We start from the raw sequence: 13958 nt of genomic DNA on the forward strand, positions 1-13958 counted from the left end.
ATGAGTCTGAATTTCCTTGATTTCGAACAGCCGATTGCTGAGCTGGAAGCGAAAATCGATTCTCTGACCGCCGTTGGCCGTCAGGATGAAAAACTGGATATTAACATCGACGAAGAGGTGCATCGTCTGCGCGAAAAAAGCGTAGAGCTGACGCGCAAAATTTTCGCCGATCTTGGCGCATGGCAGGTTGCCCAACTGGCACGCCATCCGCTGCGTCCATACACCCTGGATTACGTCCGCCTGGCTTTCGATGAGTTCGACGAGCTGGCTGGTGACCGTGCCTATGCCGATGATAAAGCCATTGTTGGCGGTATCGCGCGTCTGGATGGTCGTCCGGTCATGATTATCGGCCACCAGAAAGGCCGCGAAACCAAAGAAAAAATTCGCCGTAACTTCGGTATGCCGGCGCCAGAAGGCTACCGTAAAGCGCTGCGTCTGATGGAGATGGCGGAACGCTTTAACATGCCGATCATCACCTTTATTGACACGCCGGGTGCCTACCCGGGCGTGGGTGCTGAAGAGCGTGGTCAGTCCGAAGCTATTGCCCGCAACCTGCGTGAAATGTCTCGCCTTAACGTGCCGGTTATTTGCACCGTGATCGGTGAAGGCGGCTCCGGCGGCGCGCTGGCAATCGGTGTGGGCGATAAAGTGAATATGCTGCAGTACAGCACCTATTCCGTTATTTCTCCGGAAGGTTGTGCTTCTATTCTGTGGAAAAGCGCAGACAAAGCGCCGCTGGCAGCAGAAGCGATGGGCATTATCGCCCCGCGTCTGAAAGAGCTGAAACTGATCGACTCCATTATCCCGGAACCGCTGGGCGGCGCTCATCGCAATCCGGAAACAATGGCAGCATCGCTGAAAGCGCAACTGCTGGCCGATCTGGCCGATCTGGATGTGCTCAGCAAAGACGATCTGCGTAATCGTCGTTACCAGCGTCTGATGAGCTACGGCTACGCCTGATTGTCATCCCTGTCTGAAAAAGCCGCACCTGATGCGGCTTTTTTTATACCTGCGTTTAGCTCAACTATGCTTAGCTAATGTTTTTGCAGGAGGTAGGCGTGAATATAATTGCCATCATGGGACCCCATGGCGTTTTCTATAAAGATGAACCCATTAAGGAGCTGGAGCAGGCGTTACAGGCGCAAGGTTTTCAGATTATCTGGCCGCAAAACAGCAACGACCTGCTGAAGTTTATCGAGCATAACCCGCGGATCTGCGGGGTTATTTTTGACTGGGATGAGTACTCGCTCGATTTGTGCAGCGAAATCAATCAACTTAACGAATACCTTCCGCTCTACGCTTTTATTAACACCCACTCGACGATGGATGTTAGCGCGCAGGATATGCGTATGGCGCTGTGGTTCTTTGAATATGCTCTCGGTGTGGCAGACGATATTGCGACGCGCATTGGTCAGTACACCAAAGAGTATCTGGAGAACATCACTCCGCCGTTTACCCGCGCACTGTTCACCTATGTCAAAGAGGGCAAATACACCTTCTGTACACCGGGCCATATGGCGGGTACGGCGTATCAAAAAAGCCCGGTGGGCTGCCTGTTCTATGACTTTTTCGGCGGTAACACTCTTAAGGCGGATGTGTCGATCTCGGTCACTGAGCTGGGATCGTTGCTGGATCACACCGGGCCGCATCTCGAAGCGGAAGAGTACATCGCACGTACTTTTGGTGCCGAGCAAAGCTATATGGTGACCAACGGTACCTCAACGTCGAACAAAATTGTTGGCATGTATGCCGCCCCGGCGGGCAGCACGTTGCTTATCGATCGCAACTGTCATAAGTCACTTGCTCACCTGTTGATGATGAGTGATGTCGTTCCGCTATGGCTAAAACCAGGCCGTAACGCGCTGGGGATTTTGGGCGGGATCCCGCGTCGGGAGTTTACCCACGCCAGCATTGAACAGAAGGTCGCTACGACCCCTGAGGCACGCTGGCCGGTGCACGCCGTCATCACCAACTCTACTTACGATGGCTTGCTCTACAACACCGACTGGATCAAAAAAACACTCGATGTGCCGTCGATTCACTTTGATTCCGCCTGGGTGCCGTATACCAATTTCCATCCGATTTATGCCGGTAAAAGTGGAATGAGCGGCGAACGGGTGCCCGGAAAAGTCTTCTTTGAAACCCAGTCGACGCACAAAATGCTGGCGGCGTTTTCGCAGGCGTCATTGATTCATATTAAGGGCGATTACGATGAAGATACCTTCAACGAAGCGTTTATGATGCACACCTCCACCTCGCCGAGTTACCCGCTGGTGGCCTCCATTGAAACCGCAGCAGCGATGTTGCGTGGTAATCCCGGAAAGCGGCTGATCAACCGGTCGGTGGAGCGTGCGTTGCATTTTCGTAAGGAGGTGCAGCGCCTGAAAGAGGAAGCCGATGGCTGGTTCTTTGACATCTGGCAGCCGGAGGAGATCGACGAAGCCGACTGCTGGCCGGTGTCACCCAGTGAAAGCTGGCATGGCTTTCGCGAGGCCGATGCCGATCATATGTTCCTTGATCCGGTCAAAGTGACGATCCTCACGCCGGGTATGGATGAGCGGGGGAACATGGGCGAAGAGGGGATCCCGGCGGCGCTGGTTGCTAAGTTTCTTGATGAGCGCGGCGTGGTAGTTGAAAAGACCGGGCCGTACAACCTGCTGTTTTTGTTCAGCATCGGCATTGATAAAACCCGTGCGATGGGGCTGCTGCGTGGGCTAATGGAGTTTAAACGTGCCTTTGATCTCAACCTGCGTGTGAGGAATATGCTGCCGGATCTGTATGCAGAAGATCCGGACTTCTACCGCAATATGCGCATTCAGGATTTAGCGCAGGGTATCCATCGCCTTATTCGCCAGCACGATCTTCCTCGCCTGATGTTGCAGGCGTTCGATGTGCTGCCAGTAATGAAAATGACTCCGCACCAGGCCTGGCAGCGGCAGATCCAGGGCGAAGTAGAAACCATCGAACTGGAAAAACTCAGCGGGCGTATCTCTGCCAATATGATCCTGCCTTATCCGCCAGGCGTCCCGCTGGTCATGCCCGGGGAAATGATCACCGAAGAGAGTCGGCCAGTGCTCGATTTCTTGCTGATGTTGTGTGCCATTGGCCGCCACTACCCTGGTTTTGAAACCGATATTCACGGCGCAAAACGTGATGAAGAAGGGGTCTACCGGGTACGAGTCCTAAAAGTCCACTGAGCTATTGCGGGCAAAACCGGGCGGCGGTAACGTTCACATATCGAAAATAAGGAGCGACCATGCTGGGATTAAAACAGGTTCATCACATTGCCATCATTGCCACGGATTACGCCAGGAGCAAAGCTTTCTACTGCGATATTCTTGGCTTCACCCTGCAAAGCGAAGTGTACCGGGAAGCGCGTGACTCCTGGAAAGGCGATTTGGCTCTCAACGGGCAATATGTGATTGAACTGTTTTCGTTTCCGTTCCCGCCTTGCCGCCCCAGCCGCCCGGAAGCGTGCGGTTTACGCCATCTGGCATTCAGCGTTGATGATATCGACCGCGCAGTCGCTCATTTGCAGGCGCATGGCGTGGAGTGTGAAGCGATCCGCGTTGATCCCTGTACTGAAAAACGTTTTACCTTCTTCAATGATCCCGATGGACTGCCGCTGGAGCTTTACCAGCAGTAGTACTTGCCACATACGGTATTGCCCGGTAACGTTCCGGGCAATGTTTCCGTTTTGATAATCGTTATGGCTTCGTCACTTTCCGCTTTGTTACCGACCGCTTCGCGCCAGTTTCTGGTGGCGCTGAGTGGTGGCCTGGATTCAACCGTTCTTCTGCATAAACTAATGCTGTTACGCGGTCAGGAGCCTGATATCCGTCTGCGGGCTGTGCACGTGCACCACGGTTTAAGTCCCCATGCCGACAGTTGGGTTACGCACTGCCAGAATCTTTGCGACCAATGGCATATTCCTCTCACCGTTGTGCGCGTAACGCTGGAAGAAAAAGGCGAAGGCATTGAGGCGCAGGCGCGGCAGGCGCGTTATCAGGCGTTTTGCCAGACGTTGCTGCCCGGCGAGGTTTTATTGACGGCGCAGCATCTGGACGATCAGTGTGAAACGTTTTTACTGGCGTTGAAGCGGGGGAGCGGGCCTGCCGGACTGTCGGCGATGCCAGAAACGCTGCCATTTGCAGGTACTCAGCTTATTCGCCCGCTGCTCAATGAAACGCGGGAGACGCTTCAGGAATGGGCGCGGCAGCACGCGCTGTGCTGGATTGAGGATGAAAGTAATGCCGATGACCGCTTCGATCGCAACTTTCTGCGTTTACATATCCTGCCGCGTCTTACGGCTCGCTGGCCGCAGTTTGCGCAAGCGACAGCACGCAGCGCAGCGCTGTGCGGGGAACAGGAGCAACTGCTGGACGAGTTGTTAGCTGATGAGCTAGCGGCTGCGACCTCGGCAGAGGGTGCCCTCGCGATTGTGTCGTTAGCGGCGATCAGCGAAGTGCGGCGCAGTGCGTTGCTGCGCCGCTGGCTGGCCGGGCAAGGGGCACCAATGCCCTCACGCGCTATGCTGCAGCGGATCTGGCTGGAAGTGGCGCTGGCACGAGAAGATGCCCAGCCATGTCTGCGTTTGGGCGAATATGAAGTACGGCGCTATCAGGGATATTTATGGTGGATCCCGACGATCGCCAGCCAGCGTGAAACGCTGCTTGTCTGGGAGGATCTTGCCAGACCGCTGCTATTACCGGCCGGATTAGGGCAACTCTCGCTCTCTGTTGGCGGCGAATTACGCGCCCCCAAGGCCGACGAGGCGGTATCTGTGCGTTTTCAGGCGTCGGGGTTGTTGCATATTGTCGGGCGTCATGGTGGACGCAAGCTGAAGAAAATTTGGCAGGAGCTGGGTGTCGCCCCCTGGCGGCGCGATACCACACCGCTCTTATTCTATGGCGAAACATTGATTGCGGCAGCGGGAGTTTTTGTCACGCAAGAGGGAGCCAGGAAAGAGGCGCAACGGAGTGTGCAGCTGCAGTGGCAAAGATAACGGGCAACATGCGCTGCCCGCAGTACATTCAGGACTCGCTCACCACAACGGTGCCGATTTCAGGATGGCTGAAGCTGGCAATTTTGTCGAGGCGCAGTTCGCGCGCTGTGCCCGCGACATCGACCACCAGATACTCCACATTTTTTCGTGAGACTAAATCGTTGGCTTTGGCGTTGAGCTTTTCGCCATCTTTTAATTCCAGCGTCAGTAAAAGATGATGCTGGCAGGCGAGCTCAAGGTTGTCATAGTCATCACAGTTGATGGGTTGATATGCATCATTTATTGACATAATCGCTCACCAGTAAGTTCGCGGCAGCATACGCCGCCTTTTCCCTGACCGACTCCGAAACGGTGTCATCCGACGCCATTTCATTCAGCACTTTCAAAACGCATCCCAGCGCGTCCGGAATATAGCCCAAATCCCCGCTGGCAATTTCTGCATAGCGTTTACGCACTAACTCACAATAATTGTTCACATCACCTCCTGTCAGCAACCTGACTTTACTGTGAGATAACACTAAGCCTACGAACATACACTTTGTTTAGCAAGGTGACTATACCACAGCCCGGATATCATTATCAGAGCGATGAATGCCTATACGCTCAAGAGATAACAGCGCTTTATGCTCAGATTCGCTACAATAGCCGCCATTTTATGAAGGAGAGGTGCAATGGCGCTTAAAGCGACAATTTATAAAGCGGTAGTGAATGTGGCTGATCTGGATCGCAATCAGTTTTTAGATGCCACACTGACCCTGGCTCGCCATCCTTCCGAGACGCAAGAACGTATGATGCTGCGCCTGCTGGCCTGGATAAAGTACGCCGACGAACGCCTGCAATTTACCCGTGGTTTGAGCGCTGAAGAGGAGCCGGAAGCGTGGCTACGCAATGATTACCTTGGCATCGATCTGTGGATTGAATTAGGGCTGCCGGATGAAAAGCGACTGAAGAAAGCCTGCACCCAGGCAAAAGAGGTGGCGTTATTTACCTATAATTCTCGTGCGGCGCAAATTTGGTGGCAGCAAAACCAGTCCCGCTGCGCCATGTTCAAAAATCTGAGCATCTGGTATCTGGACGATGAACAACTGGCGGGGCTCAGTGCGTTTGCGGACGATCGCACAATGACGCTCCAGGCGACATTGCAGGATGGCGCAATCTGGCTGTCTGCTAATGAACGCAATCTGGAAATCCACCCTGAAGCCTGGCAGCAGCAATGATCGAAATTTCCAGAACGGTTTCTGTGCCTGAAGATGAACTGGAAATCACTGCCGTGCGGGCACAGGGCGCGGGCGGGCAGCATGTGAATAAGAGTTCAACGGCCATTCACCTGCGTTTTGATATTCGGGCGTCCAGTCTGCCAGAGTATTACAAAGCACGCCTGCTTGAAGCGTCGCACCATCTGATTAGCAGCGATGGCTGGATCGTGATAAAAGCGCAGGAGTATCGCAGCCAGGAAATGAATCGCGACGCGGCGATAGCCCGCCTGGTTGCGCTGATCAAAGAATTGACCGTTGTGCAAAAAAGCCGCCGGGCAACACGCCCGACCCGCGCTTCGAAAGAGCGCCGGCTAACGACAAAAGCGCAAAAGTCCTCGGTCAAAGCATTGCGCGGTAAGGTTCGCCGCCATGATGGCTGACGCACATTAACGGTACTGTTCATAAGGAAAATAAAGTGAATAAGGCTATTTTATCAGCAATGGTGGGCGGCCTGCTGTTTGCCCTCATCGGGTGTAATAACCGCGGCGAGGTCGAAACCGTTCAGCCTGCTCAGCTTGAAGAGCTGAAACCGATGCAGCAAAGCTGGCGTGGCGTGCTGCCTTGCGCCGATTGCGAGGGGATCGAAACATCACTCTTTCTGTCGAAAGAGGGGAGCTGGGTGATGAATCAGCGCTATCACGGGGGGAAAGCGCCTTCAGTGTTTGGCTCTTATGGTAACTGGGCGCGCACGGCGGATAAGCTTATTCTCACGGACTCCCATGGCGAGAAAACCTATTTCCGCGCCAAAGGTGAAGCGCTGGAGATGCTCGACCGGGAAGGCAATCCGATTTCCTCGCGGCTTAACTATACGCTGCAGCCCGTGAACGCGGCGCTGCCGGCAACCCCGATGACGATGCGAGGCATGTACATGTACATGGCTGACGCGGCAATTTTTACCGACTGTGCAACAGGGAAGAAAATGACGGTGGCCAGCAATGCGCAACTTGAGCGTGATTACGCCGCAGCGCGTGGAACAGAAACCAAACCTGTTCTGCTGGTGGTAGACGGGCATTTTGCGATTGAGCCTAATCCGGACACGGGAGCCGCTCAGAAAGTACTGGTGACAAACAGTAAGGGCAAATTTAACGCCAGAAAAGGGTGTAATGACTGATGCTCTGGATAGGTTGTATTAAAAAAGCCCCGGAAGGGGCTTTTTGTTTTCTGAGGCTTAGCCTTTGATGGCATTGACCAGATAATTCAGGATATCCCCGGTTTTGATGAGCTGTTTCTCACCATTACGACGATATTTGTATTCGATATCGTCGTTGTCGAGGTTGCGATCGCCGATCACAACGGTGTGTGGAATACCGATCAGTTCCATATCGGCAAACATCACACCCGGACGCTCTTTACGATCGTCCATCAGGACTTCAATGCCCTGTGCGCGCAGTTCGGCATACAGTTTTTCGGCCAGTTCCTGTACACGGTAGGATTTGTGCATGTTCATCGGCAGGATTGCGACCTGGAAAGGTGCAATAGCGTCCGGCCACACGATACCGCGCTCGTCGTGGTTCTGCTCAATTGCCGCAGCCACCACGCGCGTCACACCGATACCATAGCAACCCATGGTCAGGATCTGGTTACGGCCATCTTCGCCCTGAACGGCGGCATTCAATGCCTGAGAATATTTTGTGCCCAGTTGGAAGATGTGGCCAACTTCAATACCGCGTTTGATCAGCAGGGTGCCTTTGCCATCCGGGCTCGGATCGCCTGCCACGACGTTACGGATGTCCGCCACTTCCGGGGTAGCGACATCGCGATCCCAGTTAATACCAAAGTAATGTTTGCCGTCGATATTCGCGCCTGCGGCGAAATCACTCATGGCAGCCACGGTGCGGTCAATCACAACAGGAACCGGCATATTGACCGGGCCAAGAGAACCAGGGCCTGCATTAACCACAGCGCGAATTTCCGCTTCGGTGGCGAAGGTCAACGGGGCAGCAACCTGCGGCAGCTTCTCGGCTTTCACTTCGTTCAGTTCATGATCGCCGCGCACTAACAGCGCAACCAGTGCTGAACCGCTCTCTTCGGTGGCTTTCACCAGCAGGGTTTTCACCGTCTTTTCAATCGGCAGGTTGTGCTGCTCAACCAGCTCGGCGATGGTTTTTGCGTTAGGGGTATCAACCAGCGTCATTTCCTGCGTGGCTGCGGCGCGTGGTTCTATAGGCGCTAACGCCTCGGCAAATTCGATGTTGGCGGCAAAATCAGAGGAGTCAGAGAAGATCACATCATCTTCACCGCTCTGCGCCAGCACCTGGAACTCGTGCGATGCGCTACCACCGATGGAGCCCGTATCAGCCTGTACCGCGCGGAAATCAAGATCCATACGGCTGAAGATTTTGCTATACGCTGCGTACATCGCGTCGTAGGTTTCCTGCAAAGACTCCTGAGAAGTATGGAAAGAGTAAGCATCTTTCATCAGGAACTCGCGGGAGCGCATTACGCCAAAGCGCGGGCGTACTTCATCGCGGAATTTAGTCTGGATCTGAAAGAAGTTCAGCGGCAGCTGTTTGTAAGAGTTCAGCTCGTTGCGGATCAGGTCAGTGATCACTTCTTCATGTGTCGGGCCGAGTACAAAAGGACGCTCGCCGCGATCGACGAAACGCAGCAGTTCCGGACCGTACTGCTCCCAGCGACCGCTCTCCTGCCATAGGTCTGCTGGCTGCACGACTGGCATTGACACCTCAATCGCACCGGCGTTGTTCATCTCTTCACGCACGATGTTTTCGACTTTTTTCAGAACACGCACACCGGTCGGCAGCCAGGTATACAACCCGGAGGCCAGTTTGCGGATCATCCCGGCGCGCAGCATCAGCTGGTGGCTGATGACTTCGGCGTCGGCAGGCGTCTCCTTCAGGGTGGAGAGCAGATATTGGCTAGTACGCATGTTGTTACGGTTCCATTTGGACAATTGGAGCAGGCCCGGTGCAGGCCTGACACAAAAAAGTGGTTTAGTTTATCAGCCTGGCAGAGATGCCAAAAGAGAGGGGCATAAAATTAGCGCGCTTCCAGCGCAAACACTTCAAACCCCGCCCCTGCGACTTGCCAGCGCACATTAAAATCCAGCACACAGACGGCGTAAGTTTTACCTTGTTCTTCCTCTTTGCGATAAGCCGGACGCGGGTCCTGCGCCAGCACCTCTATCAAAAAGGCTTTTAACTGCGGGTAGCGTGTTGCCAGTCCCGTCAGTTGCGCCTCTACTTCTGCTGTAAAGCTTATCGGGATGTCCGCTACCGGAGCATGCTGAGCATAACTGGCTTTAGCATCCGGTATGGCTTCGGCAAAGGGAAGATAGGGCTTGATATCCACCACTGGCGTGCCATCAACCAGATCGAGACTGCCCAGTTGCAAGATCACTTCGTTTTTTTGGCAGCGGATCCCTTTCAGCTCAACCAGCGACATACCGACAGGATTCGGGCGAAAGGTGGAGCGGGTAGCAAAGACGCCCATGCGTGCATTGCCGCCGAGGCGAGGCGGCCGGACAGTGGGTCGCCAGCCGCCTTCCATCGTTTGATGAAAAACAAACAGGATCCACAAATGGCTGAAGCCTTCCAGACCGCGGACGGCATCAGGCTGATTATAAGGCGGAAGTAAGTGAAGTTCGCCGCCGCCGTGTTTCACCAGGCCTGGCTGGCGCGGTACGGCAAACTTCTCTTTATAAGGCGAACGGATGACGCCTATCTGCTCGAAAGCAAAGGTGCTCATTTCGCCGAAATGTTAAGGGCAGAACCGACACACACGGCCTGACGGTAACAACCTGGCGTACCGCTGGTTACTTCACAACTGTGTTGCAGCACAGCGTTGGCTTTCATTTTTGATGCGTTGATTTGCATGCGTTTGCGCGCAGTCGGGATGTTTGGCGGGGAGTCCTGGTTGGTCGCCTGGCAAGATTCACCGGAGACTTCGCCCAGATCGCGGAAAGGTTTACCGATAAGTTCTTCGGCATTAGTGATAATGCGTACTGGCGCAGGACGAATGACTTTCGGTTTTTCCGGCTCCACTTTCGGTGCGGCTGCGGTGCTTTTTACAGGTTCGGCAGGGGATCTGCTTAGCAATGAACAGCCGCTTAGCATGAACGCTAATAAACAGATCGGTAAAGCACGCATAATATGTCCTCAATGTATTGTTTCTGACGCGGCATATTGAATCAGTCGCGTGTACAAATGACAAGACGGGCTTTCGCCCGCCTTGAATGATATTACAGTCAGAGGAGATTACCAGCCTTTCACGGCACCGCCGTTGAAGACTTTGTTAGCAGCTTCACTTACTTCGTCGGACTGATAAGCCTGCACAAATTTCTTCACGTTTTCCGCGTCTTTGTTATCTTCACGTGCAACGATCAGGTTTACGTACGGGGAGTCTTTATCTTCCACAAAGATGCCGTCTTTAGCCGGGGTCAGGCCGATCTGGCTGGCGTAAGTGGTGTTAATAACGGCCAGGGCGATTTGCGCATCGTCCAGAGAGCGCGGCAGCTGCGGGGCTTCCAGCTCAACGATCTTCAGGTTTTTCGGGTTTTCGGTCACATCCAGTACGGTTGGCAGCAGACCGACGCCATCTTTCAATTTGATCAGGCCTTCTTTCTGCAGCAGCAGCAGAGAACGGCCGAGGTTAGTCGGATCGTTCGGTACAGCGACCTGAGAGCCATCCTGCAGTTCAGATACTGCTTTGATTTTTTTGGAATAACCGGCAATCGGGTAAACGAAGGTGTTGCCGACCGGTACCAGTTTGAAACCGCGATCTTTAATCTGCTGGTCCAAGTACGGCTTATGCTGGAATGCGTTGGCATCAATATCGCCTTTGCTCAGCGCTTCGTTCGGCAGAACGTAATCGTTGAAGGTGACCAGCTCGACATCCAGACCGTATTTCTCTTTTGCCACTTTCTGGGCAACTTCCGCCACCTGCTGCTCAGCGCCCACGATCACACCGACTTTGATGTGATTCGGATCCTTTTCATCCTGGCCGCAGCCGACCAGCGCCAGAGAACCAAGCAACGCGCCTACTGCCGCAAAGGTCTTGAATTTAAAAGCCATGTTTTTTCCTTACTATCAGAGTCGTTATGTTGTGTGTAACGTTATTTATGCGTTACAGCCCGGACGATACGATCGCCAGCGAACTGAATTAAGTAAACCAGAACCACGAGTAATATCAGTACAGTATTCATCACTAATGGATTGTAGGTCACATAGCCATACTGGATCCCTAACTGACCCAGGCCACCTGCACCCACAGCGCCGCCCATTGCGGAGTAACCCACCAGGGTGATAAGCGTAATGGTTGCGGCGTTAATCAGCCCTGGTAGCGCTTCTGGCAGCAGCACTTTACGGATGATCTGCATTGGGGTTGCGCCCATAGCGCGGGACGCTTCGATTAAACCGGCCGGCAGTTCAAGGAGCGTATTTTCCACCATACGTGCGATGAATGGTGCGGCACCGACGGTCAGCGGAACGATCACCGCATACAGACCTATCGAGGTGCCCACAATAATGCGCGTAAAGGGGATCATCCATACCAGCAGAATAATAAAGGGAATAGAGCGGAAAATATTGACCAGCGCTGAGATCACCCGGTACAGACCCGGGTTTTGCATAATCTGACCAGGACGAGTGACATACAGCAGTACCCCAAAAGGCAACCCTACCACGAAACCCAATAAGCCCGAGGCAAAGGTCATAAACAATGTTTCCCAGATGCTGCGGGCAAAGAGCCACATCATTGCCTCAGACATAACCGAGTACCTCTACTTTTACATGGTGTTCTTGCAGCCAGGCGATAGCGGCTTGCGTATCCTGCTGGGTGCCGTGCATTTCTGTCAGCATAATGCCGAACTTCACACCGCCCGCGTAATCCATCTGGGCGCTGATAATATTGTTATTCACATTAAAGCGGCGTGCCGTTTCCGACAGCAGCGGTGCGTCCACTGACTGACCGGTGAATTCCATGCGCAACATCGGTACGCTATCCGCCTTGGGTTCAGCCTGTAGGCGCTGCAGGTAATCTTCCGGAATATCCAGATGCAGCGTGGACTGAATGAACTGCTGCGCCAGCGGCGTTTTCGGATGCGAGAAGACTTCGCTCACCGTATCCTGTTCTATCAATTCGCCATTGCTGATCACTGCTACGCAGTCGCAAATGCGTTTCACCACGTCCATTTCATGCGTGATAAGCAGAATGGTCAGACCCAGGCGACGGTTGATGTCTTTTAATAATTCAAGAATGGAGCGGGTGGTTGCCGGGTCCAGGGCGCTGGTGGCTTCGTCGCACAGCAGGACTTTTGGATTGCTGGCCAGCGCTCGGGCAATCGCCACACGCTGTTTCTGCCCACCGGAGAGATTCGCCGGGTAGCTATCGTGCTTATCGCCAAGACCGACCAGATCCAACAGTTCCTGCACACGGCGGTTAATCTCTGCGCGAGGTGTGTTATCCAGTTCCAGCGGTAAGGCGACGTTACCGAACACGGTGCGGGAAGCGAGGAGATTAAAGTGCTGGAAGATCATGCCGATTTGACGGCGTGCTTTCGTTAATTCAGCTTCGGAGAGTTGGGTCAGTTCTTGGCCATCGACCAGCACGCTGCCTTCTGTTGGGCGCTCAAGCAGGTTAACGCAGCGAATCAGGGTGCTTTTCCCCGCGCCGGATGCGCCAATCACGCCATAAATTTGACCAGCAGGAATGTGCAGGCTGACATTATTCAGCGCCTGAATAGTGCGGTTCCCCTGCTGGAACACTTTGGTGATATTCGAAAGTTTAATCATTAGATTATTTTTATCGTATGAGAGTTAGCCGTGGCATTTTCTTCTGCCTGCTACGGGGCATGCCCGTAGACAAAGCGGATGTTAAGGCATCCAGACGTCTAAATCAATGTCGCTCTGCGCGATGAGCACTTTCCTGTGCAGCGAAACATGAGATACTAGACATATAGGCCTTTTTCAGGAGTAAACCCGTGGCAAAGTCAGTACCCGCTATTTTTCTCGATCGTGACGGCACGATTAATGTCGATCACGGTTACGTCCATGAGATCGATAACTTCGAATTTATTGATGGTGTCATTGATGCCATGCGCGAATTAAAAGAAATGGGCTTCGCTCTGGTGTTGGTAACAAACCAGTCTGGCATTGCGCGCGGTAAATTTACCGAAGCGCAATTTGAAACATTGACGGAATGGATGGACTGGTCGCTTGCCGATCGCGGCGTCGACTTGGATGGCATCTATTATTGTCCGCATCACCCGCAGGGGAGCGTGGACGAGTTCCGTCAAACTTGTGATTGCCGTAAGCCGCATCCGGGGATGCTTATCTCCGCTCGCGATTTCCTGCACATTGATATGGCGGCTTCTTATATGGTGGGCGATAAAATAGAGGATATGCAGGCGGCGGCAGCAGCGCAGGTGGGTACCAAAGTTCTGGTGCGTACCGGTAAGCCTGTAACCCCAGAGGCGGAAAAAAGCGCAGATTGGGTAGTTAATAGCCTTGCAGACCTGCCGACAGCCATCAAAAAGCACCAAAAATAGCCGTTATGTCGAAAAGATGAGCGGTTGAAATAAAAATGCATTTTTCCGCTTGTCATTCCTCTCCGGCTCCCTATAATGCGCCTCCATCGACACGGCGCTTAGCGATTAACTTCACAAGCGACGGTAAGTCGGAAGAGAAAAAATCCTGAAAATCAGGGTTGACTCTGAAAGAGGAAAGCGTAATATACGCCAC

At 53.5% G+C, this 13958-nt stretch carries 16 protein-coding genes; 8 read left to right on the forward strand and 8 right to left on the reverse strand.

Features of this window, described 5'->3' with window-relative positions; translation table 11 throughout:
* From accA to tilS, 4 genes are all read left to right on the forward strand, one after another.
* Positions 1-960: an acetyl-CoA carboxylase carboxyl transferase subunit alpha gene (gene accA / locus RTX30_RS05005; RefSeq protein WP_017458011.1), complete on the forward strand. Its 960-nt coding sequence runs from the start codon at positions 1-3 to the stop codon at positions 958-960.
* 98 nt (positions 961-1058) lie between these two features.
* The gene (locus RTX30_RS05010) at positions 1059-3197 is read left to right on the forward strand and encodes a lysine decarboxylase LdcC (RefSeq protein ID WP_312687432.1); all 2139 of its coding nucleotides are present in this window, start codon (positions 1059-1061) and stop codon (positions 3195-3197) included.
* Between the two features lie 59 nt (positions 3198-3256).
* Entirely contained in the window at positions 3257-3646 is a 390-nt protein-coding gene (locus tag RTX30_RS05015; protein WP_312687434.1) for a VOC family protein, read from the forward strand.
* 63 nt (positions 3647-3709) lie between these two features.
* Entirely contained in the window at positions 3710-5005 is a 1296-nt protein-coding gene (tilS, locus tag RTX30_RS05020) for a tRNA lysidine(34) synthetase TilS (RefSeq protein ID WP_312687435.1), read from the forward strand.
* A 28-nt stretch (positions 5006-5033) separates the two neighbouring features.
* On the opposite strand, the gene rof is transcribed toward tilS, so the two are convergent.
* Together rof and RTX30_RS05030 are read right to left on the reverse strand one after the other, a co-directional pair.
* Complete coding sequence (rof, locus tag RTX30_RS05025) at positions 5034-5294, reverse strand: Rho-binding antiterminator (protein WP_312687436.1); 261 nt, start codon at positions 5292-5294, stop codon at positions 5034-5036.
* Positions 5281-5481, reverse strand: a complete 201-nt coding sequence (locus RTX30_RS05030) for a YaeP family protein (RefSeq protein WP_312687438.1) — start codon at positions 5479-5481, stop codon at positions 5281-5283. The genes rof and RTX30_RS05030 overlap by 14 nt, the downstream gene beginning before the upstream one ends.
* 195 nt (positions 5482-5676) lie before the next feature.
* Here RTX30_RS05030 and RTX30_RS05035 point away from each other — a divergent pair, with 195 nt between their 5' ends.
* The 3 genes from RTX30_RS05035 to nlpE are packed head-to-tail and all read left to right on the forward strand — an operon-like array spanning position 5677 to position 7372.
* Positions 5677-6222, forward strand: a complete 546-nt coding sequence (locus tag RTX30_RS05035; protein WP_312687441.1) for a YaeQ family protein — start codon at positions 5677-5679, stop codon at positions 6220-6222.
* Positions 6219-6641 carry an alternative ribosome rescue aminoacyl-tRNA hydrolase ArfB gene (gene arfB, locus RTX30_RS05040; RefSeq protein ID WP_312687443.1) on the forward strand — a complete coding sequence of 141 codons (423 nt, stop codon included), beginning with the start codon at positions 6219-6221 and terminating at the stop codon, positions 6639-6641. The genes RTX30_RS05035 and arfB overlap by 4 nt, the downstream gene beginning before the upstream one ends.
* Positions 6642-6676: 35 nt before the next feature.
* The gene (gene nlpE, locus RTX30_RS05045; RefSeq protein WP_312687444.1) at positions 6677-7372 is read left to right on the forward strand and encodes an envelope stress response activation lipoprotein NlpE; all 696 of its coding nucleotides are present in this window, start codon (positions 6677-6679) and stop codon (positions 7370-7372) included.
* Positions 7373-7429: 57 nt separating this feature from the next.
* Here the strand turns inward: nlpE and proS are convergent, their stop codons facing one another.
* The 6 genes from proS to metN form a co-directional block, all read right to left on the reverse strand.
* Complete coding sequence (gene proS, locus RTX30_RS05050) at positions 7430-9148, reverse strand: proline--tRNA ligase (RefSeq protein ID WP_312687446.1); 1719 nt, start codon at positions 9146-9148, stop codon at positions 7430-7432.
* Positions 9149-9258: 110 nt separating this feature from the next.
* Positions 9259-9966 carry a tRNA (N6-threonylcarbamoyladenosine(37)-N6)-methyltransferase TrmO gene (gene tsaA / locus RTX30_RS05055; protein WP_312687448.1) on the reverse strand — a complete coding sequence of 236 codons (708 nt, stop codon included), beginning with the start codon at positions 9964-9966 and terminating at the stop codon, positions 9259-9261.
* Positions 9963-10367, reverse strand: coding sequence for an Rcs stress response system protein RcsF (gene rcsF / locus RTX30_RS05060; RefSeq protein ID WP_312687450.1), 405 nt, complete (start codon positions 10365-10367; stop codon positions 9963-9965). The genes tsaA and rcsF overlap by 4 nt, the downstream gene beginning before the upstream one ends.
* Before the next feature lie 108 nt (positions 10368-10475).
* The gene (gene metQ, locus RTX30_RS05065; RefSeq protein ID WP_312687452.1) at positions 10476-11291 is read right to left on the reverse strand and encodes a methionine ABC transporter substrate-binding lipoprotein MetQ; all 816 of its coding nucleotides are present in this window, start codon (positions 11289-11291) and stop codon (positions 10476-10478) included.
* A 41-nt stretch (positions 11292-11332) separates the two neighbouring features.
* Positions 11333-11986: a methionine ABC transporter permease MetI gene (locus RTX30_RS05070; RefSeq protein ID WP_312687454.1), complete on the reverse strand. Its 654-nt coding sequence runs from the start codon at positions 11984-11986 to the stop codon at positions 11333-11335.
* Complete coding sequence (gene metN / locus RTX30_RS05075; protein ID WP_312687456.1) at positions 11979-13010, reverse strand: methionine ABC transporter ATP-binding protein MetN; 1032 nt, start codon at positions 13008-13010, stop codon at positions 11979-11981. The genes RTX30_RS05070 and metN overlap by 8 nt, the downstream gene beginning before the upstream one ends.
* Before the next feature lie 188 nt (positions 13011-13198).
* Here metN and gmhB point away from each other — a divergent pair, with 188 nt between their 5' ends.
* A complete protein-coding gene (gmhB, locus tag RTX30_RS05080) occupies positions 13199-13765 on the forward strand; it encodes a D-glycero-beta-D-manno-heptose 1,7-bisphosphate 7-phosphatase (protein ID WP_312687458.1) in 567 nt (188 codons plus the stop codon).
* Positions 13766-13958 lie beyond the last annotated feature (193 nt).

Source organism: Kosakonia sp. (genome assembly GCF_032052965.1).
In the GTDB taxonomy this organism is placed as follows: Bacteria; Pseudomonadota; Gammaproteobacteria; order Enterobacterales; family Enterobacteriaceae; genus Kosakonia.

Bases quoted from the DNA above. Each gene is read 5' to 3' on its own strand.
- accA (WP_017458011.1), top strand. From the start codon at position 1: ATGAGTCTGAATTTCCTTGATTTCGAACAGCCGATTGCTGAGCTGGAA.
- RTX30_RS05015 (WP_312687434.1), top strand. From the start codon at position 3,257: ATGCTGGGATTAAAACAGGTTCATCACATTGCCATCATTGCCACGGAT.
- tilS (WP_312687435.1), top strand. From the start codon at position 3,710: ATGGCTTCGTCACTTTCCGCTTTGTTACCGACCGCTTCGCGCCAGTTT.
- rof (WP_312687436.1), bottom strand. From the start codon at position 5,294: ATGTCAATAAATGATGCATATCAACCCATCAACTGTGATGACTATGAC.
- RTX30_RS05035 (WP_312687441.1), top strand. From the start codon at position 5,677: ATGGCGCTTAAAGCGACAATTTATAAAGCGGTAGTGAATGTGGCTGAT.
- arfB (WP_312687443.1), top strand. From the start codon at position 6,219: ATGATCGAAATTTCCAGAACGGTTTCTGTGCCTGAAGATGAACTGGAA.
- proS (WP_312687446.1), bottom strand. From the start codon at position 9,148: ATGCGTACTAGCCAATATCTGCTCTCCACCCTGAAGGAGACGCCTGCC.
- tsaA (WP_312687448.1), bottom strand. From the start codon at position 9,966: ATGAGCACCTTTGCTTTCGAGCAGATAGGCGTCATCCGTTCGCCTTAT.
- rcsF (WP_312687450.1), bottom strand. From the start codon at position 10,367: ATGCGTGCTTTACCGATCTGTTTATTAGCGTTCATGCTAAGCGGCTGT.
- metQ (WP_312687452.1), bottom strand. From the start codon at position 11,291: ATGGCTTTTAAATTCAAGACCTTTGCGGCAGTAGGCGCGTTGCTTGGT.
- RTX30_RS05070 (WP_312687454.1), bottom strand. From the start codon at position 11,986: ATGTCTGAGGCAATGATGTGGCTCTTTGCCCGCAGCATCTGGGAAACA.
- metN (WP_312687456.1), bottom strand. From the start codon at position 13,010: ATGATTAAACTTTCGAATATCACCAAAGTGTTCCAGCAGGGGAACCGC.